The following is a 17,992-nucleotide window of genomic DNA, read 5'->3' on the forward strand; positions in this document are numbered from 1 at the left end:
TCGTTCCTCCTCGCCATCTACACACTTATAGGGACACGACCCATGGCGTGGCGGCCGACTTGAGGGGGAATAGAGGTGGGTTCGACTACCGAGTCGGCCGGCTCGTGCCCCGAGCCGCACTTCGCCCCGACAGCCGGAATGTTCACTTCCACTCCAAGGTTAGCATCCAAGGCCCCAGGACCTCACGTTGCCTCTCTGGAGAGCAGGCGAACAGGTCCGGCTCGCAGGACACATCCTTGTCGCATCCGCGAGGGAGGCACGCTGCCGAGCGTCTACTTCCTGGCACTTGACGACGGAAACCGGCGTGTGCCCAAGCCCGCCTATGACCGGGATTCTGATTCGTATAAACCCCTGAACTTGGGCCTCGGTCCATGGACACGTTGCATGAGCCCCGTGAATATGCCTCCGTCCAAGAAATCTCGTTCAGACCAGAAGACAGCCCGGGCCGCGGCACTGTCGCCGCGTACGTCTTCGGGACAGAAAGCAGCGCCAGGAATGTCTCCTTCGCCCTCCGTGCGCCATGCCGAGCAACGTGCCACCGTGGCGGAAGAGCAGCTTCAGTCGTTCGCCGACAGCGTGAAGGACTACGCCATCTTCATGCTCGACCCGCAGGGGCGGGTGCAGACGTGGAACACCGGCGCCGAGCGCATCAAGGGCTACCGCCCCGACGAAATCATCGGCCAGCACATCTCCCGGTTCTACCCGCCGGAGGACCGCGCCGCCGACAAGCCGGCGCGCCTGCTCGCCGACGCCGAGCGGCTCGGACGTGTCGAGGAGGAGAACTGGCGCGTGCGCAAGGACGGCACCCGCTTCTGGGCGGATGTGGTCATCTCCGCCGTGCGCGACGCCCAGGGCGTCCTGCGCGGCTTCTCCAAGGTGACGCGCGACCTCACCGACCGCAAGCTCGCCGAAGATGCGCTTCGCGCAAGTGAGGCGCGTTATCGCCTGCTCATCGACAGCGTGAAGGACTACGCCATCTTCATGCTCGACCCGCAGGGGCGGGTGCAGACGTGGAACACCGGCGCCGAGCGCATCAAGGGCTACCGCCCCGACGAAATCATCGGCCAGCACATCTCCCGGTTCTACCCGCCGGAGGACCGCGCCGCCGACAAGCCGGCGCGCCTGCTCGCCGACGCCGAGCGGCTCGGACGTGTCGAGGAGGAGAACTGGCGCGTGCGCAAGGACGGCACCCGCTTCTGGGCGGACGTGGCCATCTCCGCCGTGCGCGACGCCCAGGGCGTCCTGCGCGGCTTCTCCAAGGTGACGCGTGACCTCACCGACCGCAAGCTCGCCGAGGAGGAACGGCTGCGGCTGGCGCAGGCCGGCGAGGCCATTCGCCTCCGCGACGAGTTTCTTTCCGTCGCCTCGCATGAGCTGAAGACACCGCTCGCGGCGTTGCAGCTACATCTGGAGTTCATCCGCGGGAAGCTGCTGGACCCGAAATTGCTCTCCACCCTCGAGCGGGCGACCCGGAGTACCTCGCGGCTCAATTCCCTGGTCGAGACCCTGCTGGATGTGGCGCGCCTCTCCACCGGACGGCTGGAGCTGAAGGCTGAACCGCTGAATCTTTCCCAGACGGTGAACGAGGTGCTGGCACAGCACCAGATCACCGCCATGCGGGCGGGCTGCGAGGTGTCCGCGCGCATCGAGCCAGACGTGACGGGGGTGTGGGACCCTCTGCGAGTGGAGCAGGCCCTGACGAACCTGCTGTCCAATGCCTGCAAATATGCAAGCGGGACACCCGTGAAGGTCGTCCTCATGAGCGAAGGCAGCGACGTGGTGCTGGAGGTTGCCGACGGAGGGCCTGGGATTCCGCCGGAAGCGCTCTCACGCATCTTCGGCCGGTTCGAGCGCGCCATCTCCAGCGACCACTACGGGGGGCTCGGGCTGGGACTCTACATCACGCGCGAAATCGTCGAGACTCACGGGGGGAGAATCAGCGCCCGCAATCTGCCTGGTGGCGGCGCGGCATTCACCATTCGCCTGCCCCGTGAGCCAGGCTCGGTTTCGGCGAGGAGGGCCGAGACGCCTTGAAATAGGGCGCTCTTCCAGTCCGAGCGCGGACGAAAGGTGGGCATACCCTCGCGGACAGCGCCCCCCGGCGGCGGCCTTCGCCGAGCACCGAGGAGGCGGGCCCTCTCAGGGGAGGCTCAAGGGGTGTTGGCGCAGGAGCTCGGGTTGCTCGCGGTGGCAACGCAGTCGATCCACTGATAGAACTCAGCGTTGTACGAGGTCCCGAGGGCGCCGAGGGCATCTCGATACGTGCCGTAGTTGCCCGCTCGGAAATGACGAAGGTGTCCACCTGGCTTGCGTGCCGCTCGAACATGAAACGCGCGGCGAGAGAGCCCCACGAGTACACACGCTCCGAGCCGCTGGAGAGCGTATTTCGGAAGATTTCACTGAGCTGGTAGGTCTTGTTACGGCCCACCTGCCCCGCGCCGGCGTTGTCTCGCTTCTTGGAGATGTACTCCGCCAGCCCCAATAACCACCAGGTGGTGTCCGAAAAGGCGGATTGAAGGTGGGGCGCATCCACTCCGCCTCATAGGCAAAGAAGCGAGCCTGATTGTTCGAATCCGCGGGGTTTCCCTCCAGGTACAACCCACCGTTGTTGGTGCTGATGCCGAACAGCACTCCGGCGTTCATCTCGTAGTCCTTGCTGCTGTCGAAGATGATCATCTCCAGCGACGTGTTGTTGTCATTGGCCACGGGGATGCGGTTCGTCTTCAGGGTGTCGTGGAAGTAGGTCTCCTGCAAGGCGAGCTGGTCGCAGCTCTGGGTGAACTGCGCGGCCACCATGCCCTGGACGCGCATGCGCAGCGTCGCGCTGCAGGTGTGCGTGTAGCGGAGCACCGCCTGCTCCACGGCCCGGCGGTAGTCACAGGTGCCGTAGTAGGCGCAGTTCGCGCCGTCGTAGTACTCCACGAACTCCGCCGCGGCCAGCCAGATGCCGGCCGTGGGCCCCACCATGGAGTGGTTCGTGAGGAGCGCCTTCACCTTGGGACGCGTCTTGGTCTGCAGCGTCCCCGGGAACTTGAGGAAGCGGGCCATCTCGCGCCCCGCGTTGATGGTGAGGTACTGGAGGTTTGTGCCCAGCAGGTGGTCGTTGCGCACTCCGAAGTTGTCCAGCGCGTCGATGATGGAGGGGTCCAACTGCGCGGCCGCCACGAATGCACTGTCAAAGCTGCCTTCGTACAGATTGATGAAGACGCGATTGGTGGCGTTGCGCATCAACGGCGAGGCCAGGGCGTTGTTGTTGAAGTTGTCCAGGAGGCGCCTGAAGGTGCCCAGATGCTGGGGGTTCTCTTTCGCGTCGTTGATGAGGGTGACGAACTCCGTGAGCACCTCGCCGTGGGCGTCCGTGGTGTCCAGGAAGCGGAGGCTGGCGATAAAGGTCGTCATCACCAGGCGGATGGAGACACGCAGCACCTCGCCGTAGCTGCCCACCGAGCCTGAGTTCCAGCGCTGCACGTAGTAGCCAGTGCGCAGGAACCGCATGAGCTGGAGCGTCTGGGTGTTGTTGTTCCCTGGATACGTCAACGCGTGCGTGGTGAGCGCGGTGGCGACTGTGTTCATCTTCCCTTCGTTGAATATCTGACCGGCGAGGGTGCCGGAGACATTGAAGAGCGTGTGAGGCACTCTGGCGTGGAGCCCTTCACCAGGTTGACGAGTGCGTTCCCGCTCGCGGCCCCGAACGCCCCGGCGTCACACGCCAGCAGCAGCGCCCGCGACGGCGCGGCGGCCGGGGCGAGCGGTTGACGCAGCAGCGCCGGGTCCAGGTTCGGAGAGCGCTCGTCGGGAGTGATGCGCCTTCGGGCGTGCTCCACGCCATGGAGCAGTGAGGGCTCCGCGGACGGGGCGCCTTGCGGGCTGGCGTTTGCTCCCACGGCGAAGAGGGAAAGACAGACTGCGAGCACCCTTCGACAGCGAGCCCCATTCTTGACGAGACGGCGCATGTGGCTTGCTCCTTGGTTGCGGCGTTGCCCCGCGGTATCGGCCTTTCCAGGTGACACCGCGGTGGGTGGTACGCGTTTCAACGGCTTCGCGTGTGCGGGGTTGGGGGCCTGGTGCCTGTTTGCGTCAGGCGAGCATCTGGAGACGACCAGCGTGCGCAAGTCATTGACGCACTGGCGCAAGAGCACATGGCCGCCAATGACAGCCAAGGCCTGGCGAAATAAAAGATTACACGAAGACTTCTACTCCGCGTGTCAGTCCATGGATATTGGCCCTAGTGCTTACGCGGCACGGGCTCAGCCCTGGCCCATCCGGTCCTCTCCCTTTGGCCGGTTTTGAAGGGACCCTCATTGGCCGGTTTTCACGTGACCATTGAGGCACCTCTTGTGGAAGGCCGTTTCCTTCTCGGAGCGCGACGGGCCAGCCGGAGCGATTGGGCGCGAGTTGCTCGACTACATCGGCATCCTCTTCGACTATTGGGGACGACTGCGCAGCGGCGAGTTGCAGCGGGACACGCTGCGCGAGCGCATGGCCCCGGTGCGCACGCAGGTGGAAGACCTGCTTGAGCGCGCGGTGGCCGCGAGGCTGCCGCACGTCTCCGGCTCTTGTGAGGACATTCTCAAGCACCGAGCGGCGCTGTGGACTTTCGTTGACAGGGACGGAGTCGAGCCCACCAACAACCACGCGGAGCGCGAGCTGCGGGCCTTCGTGCTGTGGCGCAAGCGAAGCTTCGGCACGAAGAGCACTCGGGGGAACCTCTTCGCCGAGAGGGTGATGACGGTGGCGCACACCGCCCGCAAGCAGGAAAGGAATGTGCTCGAATTCCTGACGGCCTGCTGCACCGCCGCCAGGACGGGGATGCCCCCGCCCTCGCTCTTCGCCGCGCCCTGAGCGCTACGCGGCCTTCTTTCCCATCGAAAAGTACCGCGTCGCGTTTCGCTCACCGGCGCTGCGCACACGGCCCTCTTGCTTCAGGCGCATCATCGGCCGATGAAGTGCCCGAGCCCTCTCGCCCATGCGAGTGCCCAGGACAGCCATCGTCTCGCCTGGGCACGCCTGTACCGCTTCGAGCAGCCGCTCCGCGAGGTCGGCGACCGCGCTCGATGGCCGCCGGACTCCCGTCCTTCGCCGCTGCGTCGCCACGTCTGGCGAGGCAGTCCGCGCTGCGAATGCGCGCTCCACCGCCGCCTTCACCAAGAGTTGCTGCGCCACCAGGTGCTCGCGGACCAGTCTTTCAATCTTCGCTTCCTGCGTCGCAGAGGTTTTCGTGCTCATCCGCCACGGGTTGCACACCGCGACGAGGGGCTCAACACCACCCCTGAACGGTTACATGCGGAGTGCTAGAGCGTCGAACAGTTTGGGTCACGCCGCGCGCAGGTAGCGCGCGGCGACCTCAAGGTTTTGGACGGCCGCGAGGCGCCTGAGATCAAAGAGGTTGCGGCGCGTGCCTCGATAACGGGCCTTCGGCCCCTGGCGGTTGGCGAGATGCGCCAGGCGATGCTCGACACCGACACGCTCGCGGAGTTGTGCGCGGCCCGCGCGCGACTGCAGACGTGAGCGAAGGCGCTTCTGGAGCCGCTCGTCGTCGCCCATCGTGACGCTGCGCCCTCTGCCGGACGCCGCCTGGGTACAACTCGCGCGCAGCTTGCACGGCCCGCAGGCTTCCGGGTCGAATTGCACGACGGCGCCGGGCTCGAAGGGCTCCACCTCGCCAGCAGGGCACGTGAGGGTGCCGTCGCGGATGTTCACTTTGAAGTCACGCTTGCCGAAGAGTCCGGGCTTCGCGCTGACTCCTCGCCACGGACGGCAGACGACGTCGCCACCGCTGGTCAGCACGTCTTCGGTCATTGAGCTGTTGAGGTACGCCCTGTCGATGAGGAGGACGTCGGGGAAGAGCTCTTGGTGGGCCATGTCTTCCTGCAGTGCGCCCGTCGCCTCCTCTTCGGGGCGGTTGGCTGGCGTCACGGCGCAGGCAACCACGAGCTCAGTGTCGAGGTCGGTGCCGATGTGCTGCTTGTAGCCATTGAAGCGTTTGCTCTTGCTCTTGCGCCCGTGGCGCATGTCCGGGTCCTCGATGGAGATGCGCCTGTCGGCCGCCACACCCTGTCGAATCCGCACGCCGCCCTCGGGGCGCGGCTCGAGGTCCTGTGCCTTCACCTGCGCGAGCGCTTCGATGTAGCGCGTCAGCGGAGCAGCGGCGCACGACTTCGACTGCCTGGCCACCCAGGCCATGAGGCGGTCGAGCTGTCGGCAGAGCCGATTGAGTGCGTCGACCTTCGCGTCGGGCGCGCTCCAGTCGATGTCGAGGCCGGCCTTGATGCTGCTGGCCATCAGCAATGGCGCAGCGGCCTGCTGACACACCTCCTCAACGTCGGTGCCGAGCACGAGCGCCATGCTCTCGGCCACCTTGCGGCCTGCGTGGCCGAGCAGGTTGATGGTGTCCTCAACCCGCCCGGCCCCTTCCAGAGGGCGGCTGTCGACCCCCACTCGCAGCGTCTTCGGCGTCTTCTTCGGGTCGAAGCCCTTGGTTCGCTTCGCCACCTCGACGGTGCGCTCCAGCAGCCGACGGTCCATCTCGGTCGCGATGAGTCGCTCCCTGAATTGCTGCAGCCCGCCCTGGGAGAAGGCGGGCTCGTCCTCATCCGCGCCGAGTCGGTCCAACACCATCCGCCACCGGCTGTCCGTGCCCGACAGGCACACGGCTTCGGCGTCCGAGGCCTGCGTGTAGGCCTGCACCAGCAGCGCCATGCACATCATCGCGGGCGGCTGCGGCTCTTGGCCCTGGCCCGTCTGTCGGTACATCGCTTCGAGCTCGTCCTGAAAGGCCTCGTCGAACAACTCGTGCCGATGCTCGCGCAGGAAGACGAAAAGCTTCCTGCTCTTCCCCGCCAGCCTCAGCAGGCGCTGCTCCCGTGCGCTCTGCTCCACAGCCGGCTTCCAGCGTTCCATGCGCCACCTCCAAAGGTGGCGACCTGACCACGCGACGACAGCCCGCGTCGATCTCCTGCCGCTTGCCTGCTCCCTCGCCGTAACCTGATCGGCGCTCTAGTGAGTCGCCGGCCGTTTGGACGCGTGCTACCTGCTCCCTTTCGACAAGCCAGCGTGCCAGCGAGATGCACCAGGCGGGTGTGGAGCATGACGGCATTCGCGGAGGCAGCTCTTCGTGTGGTTACGGCTGCATTGCGAGGATGCGCCAGGCGTTCACGTCAATCGCATAGGTGGCGCCTCCCTCCAGGGTGGGCGCCGTTCCGATGTCGCACTTCTTCGGGTTCGGGATGATGCTGACGAGCACAACCCCGGGGGAGGCCGGCGCTGTTGCGACCTCGTAGGACTCGCGGCGGTTGAGGCACTCATAGAGCGGTGTGGCGTCCTTGGGCAGCTTCCGGTCCCAGGGCAGGTAGTCCTCCATGGCGAGCTGGATGGCGCGCAGGGTGGTGCCGCTGATGACCTGTAGCCCTTCGCTTGGAATCGCGAGCGGGATTGCGAAGGCGGCAGCCTCTTCCGGCGGCGCATGCACCGGGCGCGGCGGCCGTTGGAACAGGGCGCATGCGGGCAGCACGCAAAGAAGGGGGAGCAGAACGCGCTTCATGGGGCCTCCGTGCGGGCAACGATTTCGGATGTGCATCGACACGCTCAGCCCTCAGTCATCCACCGCAGTGACGAGCCCGAGAGCCTTGTTCTCGTGCTTGATGATGCCCACCAGCTTCCAGTGCTTGCGTTGTCGGAGGTAGACCTCTCCGGGTTGCTCGCTGCCGAGATTTGGCACGAGCTTGGTGATGGTGCAGGCGCGGTCGAACTGGATGCGGATGGTCCAAATTTGCGTCTCGGCAAGCCGGTCCACGAGCGATAGTGACGAGGGAGCCCACGGGTGGCTGTGGAAGTCCCCGAGCACTATCGTTCGCCCTCTCGGGTTGGCGACGTAGCGAGGTGGGATGCACTTCTTCCTCTTCGAGGGGCCAACCGGTTCGGGCTCGCCCAGAGGTGAGGGCATGCTGGCGTGGTAGATGCCGTCTCCCAGTGAGTAGATGGCGCCGCAGTACTCCTGCCCATAGTCGCGCGCCAGCGCGCGCGGCAGCTCCATGACGGCAGGGCAGAGTTGGTCGATGACCTCGTCCACGTCGGAAGACGGGGTGATGGCTTCCCAGGGGCCTCGCACGTGGACGTGGGGGCCTGAACGCCAATAGTCCCGCGTGCCACTCGGTTCAGGCGCCCCGGCGCAGCCGATGGCCATGCCAATCGCTGCGACGCGTCCCAGCCGAGCTGCTGTCATGGACCCTCTCGTCCAAAATCAGGAATTGGAGTCCATATAGGATAAGCCTTTAAGTAATGGCAATCTTGTTCTTGCTGCTTTGGGAGGGTTTGCCCCCACAAGGCACCAGGCGGGGGCGGCACACCCCGGCACGGATGCCCGCGCGGGAAGTGACGAGGGCAAGGCGTACAAGGCGAGGGTGAAGGCCGCCCACATGGGCCAGCGTGCGCTGAAGGGCCGGGTGGTGCTGTCGGCCACGCTGTACCCGCCGACGCTCCAGGAGTCCGACCTGGGAAACCGGTTGAAGGTGCTGGAGGACGCGCTCGAGCTGGTGGCGTACTTCAATGACAAACAGGTGCGACGGTACCGGGACGTGGCCTTCGCAGAGGGGGCTTACAGGAAGATGGCCCGGGTGGAGGTGGTGCTGGAGGGCCAGGAGTGGGCGGCGCCCGCGGAGGTGGATGCCGAGCGGGTGCGCCGCGCCGAGCAGGCCCGGAAGAGGCGGACGACGCTGGCGCGCAACCGGGCCGCGAAGATGCTGCGGCTCCTTCGGGTGACGCCTGCCGTCCGCCGCGGGGGTGTGGCGTGAAGGCCCGGGACGCGAAGCTGTCCGCCACGGTGGAGATGGAGGCGTTGCTTCACCGGCTGCTGGAGGTGCCCGCCGGCGGCCTCGAAGCGTGCAGCAGGCCGTTGAGCGCCGTCAACGCGCCGGTGAGCACCTCCGTGGGAATGGAGTCCTCGCCGGCGAGCTGCTCCTGAATGCTCCACTGGCCTTCCTCGAAGGCACGGAGGACAGCCAGGTCCCGCTCCATGCCGTTGAGGCGGCAGGGCATGCATCGCGCGCGTCCCAGGGCAGCGCACACGCACGGCGGCACGTCCCCCTGACCGAGCGCATCCAGCATCTGGCGGCAGTCCACCGCGTTCAGCACCAGGGAGCGCCCATCGCCAGTGGCCACTTGCAGGGCAGCGTGCAGGACGACGCCCACGGAGGCGGCGCCGGGCCCATGGACGACGCGCAGCTTGGCCTTGGAGTGCTTTTTCGGGGCGCCCACCGAGCCCCCTGTCTTGCGCGCAGCGTCCTGGGCCGCGGACTCCCGTCCGGCGTCCGTGACGCGGCGGACCTCCGCGAGGGCCTTGTGGCAGGCGTGCAGCAAGGCGAGCCAGCCCTCGCCGCGGACGATGCCCGAGCCGCAATCCACCTCCCAGCGCTCGCCCGCCTCATCGAGGCGGCGGAACCCCAAAGTGAACTCGGTCGGCAGGAGGCTCCGGCGGGGCTGGGAGGATGGCGTCAAGCCGCCGCGGCCTTGGGCATCATCAGGCCGCTCAGCGGTACGGCTTGGTGAGTGTTTGGCTTTGGCCTTGCCGCCACGCCCGCGCCACGGCGCCATCAGCGGGTGCGGCACTTGCTCCATCCCTCCCGCCCGAATCCCCAGTGGGGACGGGCGGTTAGGATGTGACCCCGACAGGAATCGAACCTGTGGCCTGCGGTTTAGGAAACCGCCGCTCTATCCAACTGAGCTACGGGGTCGTGCTCTCAAGTCACTGCGCTTTCTGGAGGGAGTCCGCCAGAAAGGTCCAGCCATGCTCCCCCAAGCCGGGGCGCATGCACAACGACGTGCCTTATAGCAGGCGGCCCGGCGCGCGCAACGCGCCAGCATCACCGTTTCCGGCCTGCCGCCCCCTAGGGACCCTGCCGGGCGCCCTCAGCGTGACGCGGGAACGTCCCGGAAGCGGACCATGCGACCCCGCTCTCCGTCCCAGACGTTGAGTCGCAGACAGGCCAGCACGTCCCTGGGGTGCAGGGTGGTGGTGCGGGGATTCTGCAGCTCGGGGATGGCGGCCATGGCCTCCGGCAGCCGGTAGAAGGGGATGCGGGGGTTGAGGTGGTGGACGTGGTGGTAGCCGATGTTGCCGGTGAACCACGCCATGACGGGGCCGCAGGCCAGGTAGCTCGAAGCCTCCAGGGCCGCGCTCGCGTGCGTCCAGTCCTGGTCCTCGCGCAGCGCGACGTCCGGGAAGTTGTGCTGGGAGAAGAAGAGGTACGCGCCCAGCGCGTAGCCGATGGACAGCGGCAGCGCCATCGCCGTGAGGTACACGCCCAGGCCCCCGAAGTGGAACACCGCCACGCTGATGGCCACGTGGAGGAGCACGGCGAAGCCCGCGCTCCAGTAGCGCAGCGGGTGCTTCACGAACGGCACGATGCACAGCCCACTCAGGAACGCGAGCGGGTACGCGAAGATCATCACGAGCGGATGCCGCTCCACCACGTAGGCCAGCCGCTCCAGCGCCGTGGCCTCACGCCACTGCTGCGCCGTCCACGTGGTGAACGTCCCCGACGCGGAGGCAGCCAGCCGCGCCGTGTTCGCATGGTGGTGGTTGTGCGACTCGCTCCAGACGCGCGGCGGCGTGAGCAGCAGCACCGCGTGGGTGTGGAACAGGGCCTTCGCGATCCGCGAGCCCGACAGCAGTGAACCGTGCAGGTAGTCGTGGACCAGGATGAAGGAGCGGATCATCACCAGCGCTTGCAACACGCTGCCCACGACGCGCAGGGGCCACCAGGAGGGAAGGGCAGCGAGCGCCATGGCGCCCAGCAGGGCCGCGAGGGTGGTGCCCACTTCCCACCAGCTCCGCCGCGTGTCCTGCGCGGCGAAAGGCCGCGTGCGGGCGATGAGGTTCCGCTCGGCATCTCGGGAGAGTGAGGTGAAGGCGCTGCTGCGGGTCGCGGAGTCCATTCGGAAGTCCAGGGCTGGCACGGCGGCGGCTGCCGTCGATTCGAGTCCCTGGAACCATGCCCGCCCACTGTCATGCGACCGTCATGGGCGGTGCTATTGGCAGACAGCCCTCACGGATGTCGCGATGCGTCGGAGGCCGCGTGGCCCCGCCTGGCCCATGGGGCCCGACGGGGCACGGCACGTCACGAGCGATGCTTGTTGGCCCGGAACTCGCTGGCCCACTGCTCGACGATGGATGCCACCTGCTCGCGCTCGGAGCGCTGCGAGGTCGGAATCACCGAGCTCTGGGCCAACTGCAGGACCGGCGGGCTGTCGCCACTGGGCGTCGGGACCACGGGGCTGGCGCCCTTCTTGCGGACCCACACGCGGGGCCCTCGCTGGGGCGCACGGGCTCCGGGGTGACGGCGGTCTCCGGTGCCTCCGAAGACTCGCGGCGCTTCCGGCCCAGGATGACGTCCGGAATGCTGTTCGGCGCGGCGTCTTCCGTCCACGCGTGGTGCAGGCGGCCGGACGCCACCATGAGTCGCCGCTTCTGGTAGTGGGCCGCGCAGTAGCCCAGGCTGCGCACCGGCCGCTTGCAGCCGATGACAGCGCAGGCTCGGGCTTCCGGGGCGGCTTCTTCCTCGGCGGTGTCGTGGGGCCCCGCATCCAGGGTCGCGAGCGACGACGCCAGGGCGTCCAGGGCCGCGTTCGGCAGCTCACGCCCCGGCTGGCGCCGGAGGCCGCTGGGGGACAGGCTCTCCGCGATGCGCAGAAGCGTGTCCGTCAGCGGCGACAGCTGCCCGGCGAGTTCCTCGGCCAGCACGGTGCGGAACGCGCGTTCCAGTGGCGGCAAGGACGAAGCGGGAACGCGAGTGGTTCGCGTGGAGTGATGAGACGGGGCGGAACGAAGGCTACGGGGTCTTGGCATGTGGATGAGTGCCTGTGGTCGCTGCCGGTTGCTTCAGGGGACCGTGGAGCGGACGGCCGTTGCGTTAGCACACCTGTGGCCGACCGCCCAGGACAGCCTGTCAAAGGGCTCGTGAGTGGATGTTTCGCGGCGATAACCCAAGCGGTGCGTCCCCATGTCAACACGGCCCACGTCCATTCAATCCCGAGCCGCGCCCGCACCCCCAAGGTATGTCGGAGTCCTACCTGTCGAGTGGTCGGCATGACTTCCAGGGAGTACGCTTATTCCTCGGCTGAAACAGGCTACTGCGGCAGGATGCGCGTGTCGTGCAACTTCACTGAGAGGATTTGCCCGTGCGAAACATCTCGACTGTCGCGGTGTCCGTGGTCGCTGCTGGTTTCCTGGTGGCCTGTGGCGAGGGCGTGGACCTGAATGAAGAAGGTGCAATTCCGACCACCCCGGAAGCCGCGCAGGAGGCTGTCTCCGCGCCCGCCGAGGTGTCCGCGCAGGCGTGCACGACGCTGTACCGTCCCCGGATCACCACCTACTGGACGTCCTTCCCCATCGAGATTGAGGGGCAGGTGGGCCGGTGCACGACGGCCAGTGACTGTACCGTGACGTGTGTCGGCGAGACGTCGCAGTACGCCATCAACTCCCAGTTCTTCTACTGCACCTACTGCCCCTGACGTGACGTCTCGGCGCTCCACGCCGGAAGCACCCGGCGTGGAGGCGCTTTCCGAGGGGCGGCATCGCGATTCGGCCGCGCGAGCGTCGTGTCCAGCGGCCTGCCTCTTGGGTCGCAACTGTTCGGCCGCGTGCGCGGCGGCGGGTTGGCCCAGGACCCGAGCGCTCCAGCCGGGCAAATTTCGCCTGCGCCACTCGGTCATGCGACTCCGCTTCCGGCCAGTTCAGCCCCATATCGAACATAGGGAACAGTGCCGGAAACGGGTCTTTGGATTCAGGGTTCTATTCGAATCAACCGCTAGGGCCCAAGCCGTCTCGGGGCTTGGAACGCGGGAGTCTGGCCGGTACAACGCGCCCCTGGGCCCGCGGGCATGTCGTCCTGGCCCCGGCTGTCATGATCGCGAACCTCCATAACGCCGACATCCCCCAGCCCGTGCTGGACGTCATCGCGCGGCTGCGCGAACTGGGCCACGCCGTCTACCTGGTGGGGGGCTGCGTCCGGGACATGGTGCGCCTGGTCCACCCCAAGGACTTCGACGTGGCCACCAGCGCGCTGCCGCATGAAGTCCAGGGTGCCTTCCGCAAGGTCATCCCCACGGGCATCCAGCACGGCACCGTCACCGTCCTCCAGAGTGGCACGCACGTGGAGGTGACGACGTTCCGCTCGGAGGGGGATTACCTCGACGGCCGCCGGCCCAGCTCGGTGGCCTTCGAGCGCGACATCGTCAAGGACCTGTCCCGGCGCGACTTCACCATCAACGCGATGGCCTACAACCCGCTGGACCGCGAGCTGGTGGACCCGTTCGGCGGACAATCGGACCTCCGGGCGCAGCTCATCCGCTGTGTGGGCTCCGCGCAGGAGCGCTTCTCCGAGGACGGCCTGCGGCCCTTGCGCGCCGTGCGCTTCGCCGCGGTGCTCGGCTTCGCGCTCGATGCCGCCACCCGCGCCGCCATTCCCGCCACGCTCGGCGTCTTCCGCAAGGTCGCGCTGGAGCGGGTGCGTGAAGAACTGGTGAAGCTGCTCCTGTCACCCCGGGCGGAGAGCGGCCTGCTGTTGCTCGCGGACACCGGGCTCCTGGACGTGTTCCTTCCGGAGCTGGCGCGCGCGGAAGCCTCTGCCGCCGCGTCCGTCCGGGCCGCGGTGCAGGCCTCGCCGCTGGAGGTGGAGGTCCGCGTCGCGGTGCTGCTGGCCGATCTGGTGGACCGAGCCCAGGCGCGCGACATCGGCCTGCGGCTGAAGTTCCCCAACAAGGTGGCGGATCTGGTGGCGCTGCTCGTCGAACACGCGAAGGCGGAGACGCGGGTGGGGGAGCCGGACGCCGCGCTTCGCCGGCTCCTGGCTCGCCTGGGCCCGCCGCAGCTTCCGCAGTGGGCCGCGGTCGTTCGCGCCCGGGTCGGAGTCCGCCAGCCGGACGCGCTCCCAGCGGTGGAGGCGCTCATTGCCCGCGTGGAGGCGCTCGCCGCCGCGAAGCCGCCGTTGACGGCGAAGGACCTGTCGCTGACGGGAGGCGACATCATGGCCGCCCTGGGTGTGGGGCCTTCTCCCATCGTGGGCGAGGCCACCCGGTTCCTCGTCGAGTCCGTCCTGGATGATCCGGGCCTGAACACGGCCGACGCCCTGCGGCAGCGGTTGCAGACGTGGCAGGCGCAGGTTGCTCGCTGAGCCGGCGGGCTGCAGGGAGTGACGGGGGGGCGGGAAAGGGCTCCCTCCGTGTCCTCCCCGCGTGCGCCCGGACGCGCAGGCGTGTAGGAAGGAGCACCATGCGAGTCGTCGTTGCGATGAGCGGCGGGGTGGATTCCTCGGCCGCGGCTGCCCTGCTCAAGGAACAGGGTCACGAGGTCATCGGTATCACCCTGCGCGTCTGGTCCTACGAGGGCAAGGCGACGTGTGGGAGTTGCTGCAGTCCGGATGACATCGATGACGCGCGGGCCGTGGCCCAGACGCTGGGGATTCCCTTCTACGTGGCCAACGCGGAGGAGATCTTCCAGGACCGGGTCATCAACCCCTTCGTCCAGTCATACCTGGGCGGGCGCACGCCCATCCCCTGCGTCGCCTGCAACCGGGACGTGAAGTTCAACTTCCTCCTCAAGCGCGCCCGCGCGCTCGGCGCCCGGCTGGCCACGGGCCACTACGCCCGCGTGGAGGAGGTGGACGGCCGCTTCGTCCTGCGTCGCGCCGTCGATGCCGCCAAGGACCAGAGCTACTTTCTCTTCACGCTCGGTCAGGACGAGCTGCGCGACATCCTCTTCCCCGTGGGCGGCATGACGAAGGCGGAGGTCCGCGCCGTCGCGGAGCGGCACGGCCTGGTCACCAGTCAGAAGCCGGAGAGCATGGAGATCTGCTTCGTACCGGACGGCGACTACGCGGGCTTCGTGGAGAAGGTCGCCGGGCCGCAGCCGGCCGGGGACATCGTGGACACCGAGGGCAACGTGCTCGGCACCCACCAGGGCATCCACCGCTACACCGTGGGCCAGCGCAAGGGGCTCAACCTGGGGGGCGGCGAGATTCGCTATGTCCACCGGCTGGAGCCGGAGACGCAGCGCGTGGTGGTGGGCCCCGCCGAGGGCACCGGCCGCGACAACTTCGGTCTGCTCCAACCCCACTGGGTGGACGGGCCGCCTCCGGCCAGTCAGCCGGTGGAGGTCCGCATCCGGCACCGCCACTCGGGCGCACAGGGGCGGGTGCATGTCTCGCCGCACGGGCTCGTCTCCGTGAAGCTGGACGCGCCCGCGCGCGCCGTCACCCCGGGCAGGCCGCGGTGGTCTACGATCAGGACCGCGTGCTCGGCGGCGGTTGGATTGTCTGACCCCGGGTTGCCTCGGAGGGTGCGGCACATGGCGCAGCGCCTCGTGGGATGTCTGATCGCGGTCGTCACCGTCTTCGCGGCCGCTGGCTGCAAGGAGCGCTCGGACAAACCCGTCGCGGGGCTGCTCGCCGCCGGTGCGCCGGTGCTGCGCGCGGAAGGCAAGGAGTGGCGGCCCATCGCCGTCGGCTCGCAGCTGCTGGGGCATGACGAGCTGAAGGCCACCGGCCCCGCCGTGCTGGAGTTCTTCGGCGGTGGCCTGCGCTTCCTGGAGAAGGGCGACACGCTGGAGGTGGGCGAAGCGGACGAGGCGAAGCTCCATGGCGTCAACCTGCCGTCCCGCCACATCGTCGAGGGCAAGCTCCAGGAGGCGCCGCGCCCGCTGCGCATCATTGCCGCGCGCTACACCCAGGTGCAGGTGACGCCCGCGAGCGCCCAGCAGGAAGACCCGTACAGCTCCAACGGCTACTTCGCCGCCTTCTTCACGCCCAACGGGCTGTCGCCCAACAAGGCCAAAGACGAACCGTCGCGGGATGGCCCTCGCAAGCCGCTGCCGCCTCCGCCACACCGCCCCCGCGTGCCCCACATCCACGCAGGCAACCTGGGCGAGGGCGGTCTGGTGGCCACCGTGGAGGATGGCTTCATCGTGGCGGAGACGGACGACCTGGCCACCGCCGTGCTGCTGGAAGGGGGCGATGTGCCGCTGGGCCGCACGGTACGACTGATGGTGCCCGCCGGCGCGGAGGTGGTCCTGCGCACGCAGCAGGGCCGCAAGATTGAAGTCGAAGGGCCTGCGGACGTCCGGCTGCGGTGAGGGGACGGGGAGGGCGGTTTGTCCTTGGGGGGCCTGCTTCGGTAGAGTCCTCGGTCGCCCAGCGGGAGGTGTGCATGACGCGCAGTGAGCTCATCGAGCGCATCGTGGAGCGTGCCACGCATGTTCCACGGCGTGAGGTGGAAGCCATCGTCCACGCCGTCTTCGAGGAAATGTCCCAGGCCCTGATCGCCGGACGGCGAATCGAGCTGCGGGGCTTCGGCGTCTTCTGTGTCCGCACGCGCCGGGCTCGCACGGGCCGCAACCCCAAGACGGGCCAGCGCGTGTCGGTGCCCGCGCGGCGCACGTTGTCCTTCGCCGCCGGAAAGGACCTGCGCGAGCGGCTCAATGCCCCACCCGCCACGGCGGCTTCCCCCATTCCGGACACCCCACCCGGCGAGGCGCTGTCGACGCTGCCGCTCGCCGCGGGGGCCTCGTTCTCCGTGCCCGTCACGGGTTGACGGTGAGGCTTGGAGTCGTTCCGCGAATTTGACCGGCTCAGGGGTGGGGCGTACTTTGCCCTCCATGCCGTCGCTACAGGCCGCAACACGGATTTCGTGTGGCCGTTGCGACCGCGCCCGAGGACTTTCAAGCCATGCGTGATGCTCACCGGATGAAGGAGAAGTTCGACGTCTCTCTGGACAACCGGCAGATCGTCAGCCTGCTCATCGCCGGCATTGTCGTGATGGGCGCTGTCTTCGTGCTGGGGGTCGTCGTCGGCAAGAAGCTCGCGGGCAACGCGGATGCCGTGGCCGCGCCGGACCTGCTCTCCGCGTTGGATGCCAACGCGCAGGCGCTGCAGAACGTGCAGCAGGAGCAGCCGCTCACCTTCCCGGACGAGCTGACCCGCAAGGCCGCTGCCGAGCCGGTGGCCCCGCCGCAGCCCAAGCCCGTTGTCGCCAAGGCTCCGCCGCCGACGGAGAAGCCCGCCGCCGCGAAGCCGCCCGAGCCGAAGCCGGCCTCCGCGCAGCGCGCCGCGCTGGCGCCCACGCCGGACCCGGACACGGGGGAGCTGCCGCCGGAGGAGCCCAAGGCCGAGCCGGAGCGCGTCGTGGTCGCCGAGGCCCCCACCGCTCCGACTCCCGCGAAGGCCGTGCCGGTGTCGGGCAAGGTGGAGGCGTCCGCCGTCCCCACGCGCACCACCACCACGGAGGGTGGCGGCCTGAAGGAGGCCATTGCCCGCGCCACCCAGCAGCCGGCGCAGCCCGCTTCGCCGCCCGCGCAGGCCGTGAAGGGTGGAGCCTTCACGCTCCAGCTCTCGGCGTTCCAGGACAAGCAGGAAGCCGACCGCTTCGCCGCTCGGTTGCGTGATCGGGGCTATGCCCCCTATATCCTGACGGCCGAAGTGGCCGGTAAGGGCACGTGGTACCGCGTCCGCATGGGAAGCTTCGCCTCCCGGGATGCGGCCACCCGGTATCTGTCAGACTTCAAGCGTGAGACTTCGCTCGACGCATTCGTGGCCGGCACGAACTAGAGCGGGACGAGGAAGACGGGAAGCGCCATGACGACGACGAAGCGGGTGGAGAAGCCCTGGGGATACGAACTCATCTGGGCTCACACCGAACGCTACGTGGGCAAGCTGCTGCACGTGAAGCAGGGCCACAAGCTCAGCCTGCAGTTCCACAACCGCAAGGATGAGACCATCCACGTGCAGAGCGGCAAGCTGCTCTTCGTCGTCGACGAGGGCCAGGGGCTCATCGAGAAGGAGATGCACCCCGGTGAGAGCTACCACATCAAGCCGCTCACCAAGCACCGCATGGTGGCGCTGACCGACTGTGACATCCTCGAGGTCAGCACCCCGGAGCTGGACGACGTGGTCCGGCTCGAGGATGCCTACGGGCGCACCGGCACCAGCAACCCGTAGCCGCTGTC

Annotated in this window: 16 protein-coding genes, 1 tRNA gene and 3 pseudogenes; 10 read left to right on the forward strand and 10 right to left on the reverse strand. The window is 68.0% G+C overall.

Annotated features, from left to right (window positions below; translation table 11 throughout):
- Positions 1–495: 495 nt before the first annotated feature.
- A complete protein-coding gene (locus QEG98_RS18395) occupies positions 496–2,034 on the forward strand; it encodes a PAS domain-containing sensor histidine kinase (RefSeq protein WP_316567558.1) in 1,539 nt (512 codons plus the stop codon).
- Here QEG98_RS18395 and QEG98_RS18400 read toward each other — a convergent pair.
- Both QEG98_RS18400 and QEG98_RS18405 read right to left on the reverse strand, forming a co-directional pair.
- Positions 1,973–2,533, reverse strand: coding sequence for a collagenase (locus QEG98_RS18400; RefSeq protein WP_316567916.1), 561 nt, complete (start codon positions 2,531–2,533; stop codon positions 1,973–1,975). The two genes, QEG98_RS18395 and QEG98_RS18400, sit on opposite strands and share 62 nt — an antisense overlap.
- Before the next feature lie 41 nt (positions 2,534–2,574).
- Positions 2,575–3,573: pseudogene (locus QEG98_RS18405) on the reverse strand (collagenase); the annotation flags it as partial.
- A 756-nt stretch (positions 3,574–4,329) separates the two neighbouring features.
- On the opposite strand from QEG98_RS18405, the pseudogene QEG98_RS18410 reads away from it, so the two are divergent.
- Positions 4,330–4,842: pseudogene (locus tag QEG98_RS18410) on the forward strand (IS66 family transposase); the annotation flags it as partial.
- A 3-nt stretch (positions 4,843–4,845) separates the two neighbouring features.
- On the opposite strand, the gene QEG98_RS18415 reads toward QEG98_RS18410, so the two are convergent.
- The 4 genes from QEG98_RS18415 to QEG98_RS18430 all read right to left on the reverse strand — a co-directional run bounded on the left by QEG98_RS18415 (position 4,846) and on the right by QEG98_RS18430 (position 8,221).
- The gene (locus QEG98_RS18415; RefSeq protein ID WP_316567559.1) at positions 4,846–5,226 is read right to left on the reverse strand and encodes a winged helix-turn-helix domain-containing protein; all 381 of its coding nucleotides are present in this window, start codon (positions 5,224–5,226) and stop codon (positions 4,846–4,848) included.
- A gap of 87 nt (positions 5,227–5,313) precedes the next feature.
- The gene (locus QEG98_RS18420) at positions 5,314–6,900 is read right to left on the reverse strand and encodes an IS1182 family transposase (protein ID WP_316564145.1); all 1,587 of its coding nucleotides are present in this window, start codon (positions 6,898–6,900) and stop codon (positions 5,314–5,316) included.
- A gap of 220 nt (positions 6,901–7,120) precedes the next feature.
- Positions 7,121–7,540 carry a hypothetical protein gene (locus tag QEG98_RS18425; protein ID WP_316567560.1) on the reverse strand — a complete coding sequence of 140 codons (420 nt, stop codon included), beginning with the start codon at positions 7,538–7,540 and terminating at the stop codon, positions 7,121–7,123.
- Between the two features lie 51 nt (positions 7,541–7,591).
- On the reverse strand, positions 7,592–8,221 hold the full coding sequence (locus QEG98_RS18430; protein WP_316567561.1) for a hypothetical protein: 630 nt from the start codon (positions 8,219–8,221) through the stop codon (positions 7,592–7,594).
- 193 nt (positions 8,222–8,414) lie between these two features.
- Here QEG98_RS18430 and QEG98_RS18435 point away from each other — a divergent pair, with 193 nt between their 5' ends.
- Positions 8,415–8,789, forward strand: coding sequence for a RusA family crossover junction endodeoxyribonuclease (locus tag QEG98_RS18435; protein ID WP_410478041.1), 375 nt, complete (start codon positions 8,415–8,417; stop codon positions 8,787–8,789).
- A 49-nt stretch (positions 8,790–8,838) separates the two neighbouring features.
- Here the strand turns inward: QEG98_RS18435 and QEG98_RS18440 are convergent, their stop codons facing one another.
- The 4 genes from QEG98_RS18440 to QEG98_RS18455 form a co-directional block, all read right to left on the reverse strand.
- A complete protein-coding gene (locus tag QEG98_RS18440; protein WP_316567563.1) occupies positions 8,839–9,492 on the reverse strand; it encodes a hypothetical protein in 654 nt (217 codons plus the stop codon).
- 162 nt (positions 9,493–9,654) lie between these two features.
- A tRNA-Arg gene (locus QEG98_RS18445) sits at positions 9,655–9,728 on the reverse strand.
- A gap of 175 nt (positions 9,729–9,903) precedes the next feature.
- Positions 9,904–10,932, reverse strand: a complete 1,029-nt coding sequence (locus QEG98_RS18450; RefSeq protein WP_316567564.1) for a fatty acid desaturase family protein — start codon at positions 10,930–10,932, stop codon at positions 9,904–9,906.
- Positions 10,933–11,206: 274 nt separating this feature from the next.
- A complete protein-coding gene (locus QEG98_RS18455) occupies positions 11,207–11,767 on the reverse strand; it encodes a cell wall protein (protein ID WP_316567565.1) in 561 nt (186 codons plus the stop codon).
- Between the two features lie 407 nt (positions 11,768–12,174).
- Here QEG98_RS18455 and QEG98_RS18460 point away from each other — a divergent pair, with 407 nt between their 5' ends.
- The 7 genes and pseudogenes from QEG98_RS18460 (at position 12,175) to QEG98_RS18490 (ending at position 17,984) form a co-directional block, all read left to right on the forward strand.
- Complete coding sequence (locus QEG98_RS18460) at positions 12,175–12,507, forward strand: hypothetical protein (RefSeq protein ID WP_090491421.1); 333 nt, start codon at positions 12,175–12,177, stop codon at positions 12,505–12,507.
- A gap of 392 nt (positions 12,508–12,899) precedes the next feature.
- Positions 12,900–14,168, forward strand: a complete 1,269-nt coding sequence (locus QEG98_RS18465; RefSeq protein ID WP_316567566.1) for a [cytidine(C)-cytidine(C)-adenosine (A)]-adding enzyme — start codon at positions 12,900–12,902, stop codon at positions 14,166–14,168.
- 98 nt (positions 14,169–14,266) lie between these two features.
- Positions 14,267–15,312: pseudogene (gene mnmA / locus QEG98_RS18470) on the forward strand (tRNA 2-thiouridine(34) synthase MnmA).
- Between the two features lie 28 nt (positions 15,313–15,340).
- Entirely contained in the window at positions 15,341–16,123 is a 783-nt protein-coding gene (locus QEG98_RS18475) for a hypothetical protein (protein WP_316567567.1), read from the forward strand.
- A 74-nt stretch (positions 16,124–16,197) separates the two neighbouring features.
- Positions 16,198–16,581, forward strand: a complete 384-nt coding sequence (locus QEG98_RS18480; RefSeq protein WP_316567568.1) for an HU family DNA-binding protein — start codon at positions 16,198–16,200, stop codon at positions 16,579–16,581.
- Positions 16,582–16,715: 134 nt separating this feature from the next.
- A complete protein-coding gene (locus QEG98_RS18485; protein ID WP_316567569.1) occupies positions 16,716–17,594 on the forward strand; it encodes an SPOR domain-containing protein in 879 nt (292 codons plus the stop codon).
- A gap of 27 nt (positions 17,595–17,621) precedes the next feature.
- The gene (locus QEG98_RS18490) at positions 17,622–17,984 is read left to right on the forward strand and encodes a cupin domain-containing protein (protein WP_090491425.1); all 363 of its coding nucleotides are present in this window, start codon (positions 17,622–17,624) and stop codon (positions 17,982–17,984) included.
- Positions 17,985–17,992 lie beyond the last annotated feature (8 nt).

The sequence above is a fragment of the Myxococcus sp. MxC21-1 genome (genome assembly GCF_032612255.1).
In the GTDB taxonomy this organism is placed as follows: Bacteria; Myxococcota; Myxococcia; order Myxococcales; family Myxococcaceae; genus Myxococcus; species Myxococcus virescens.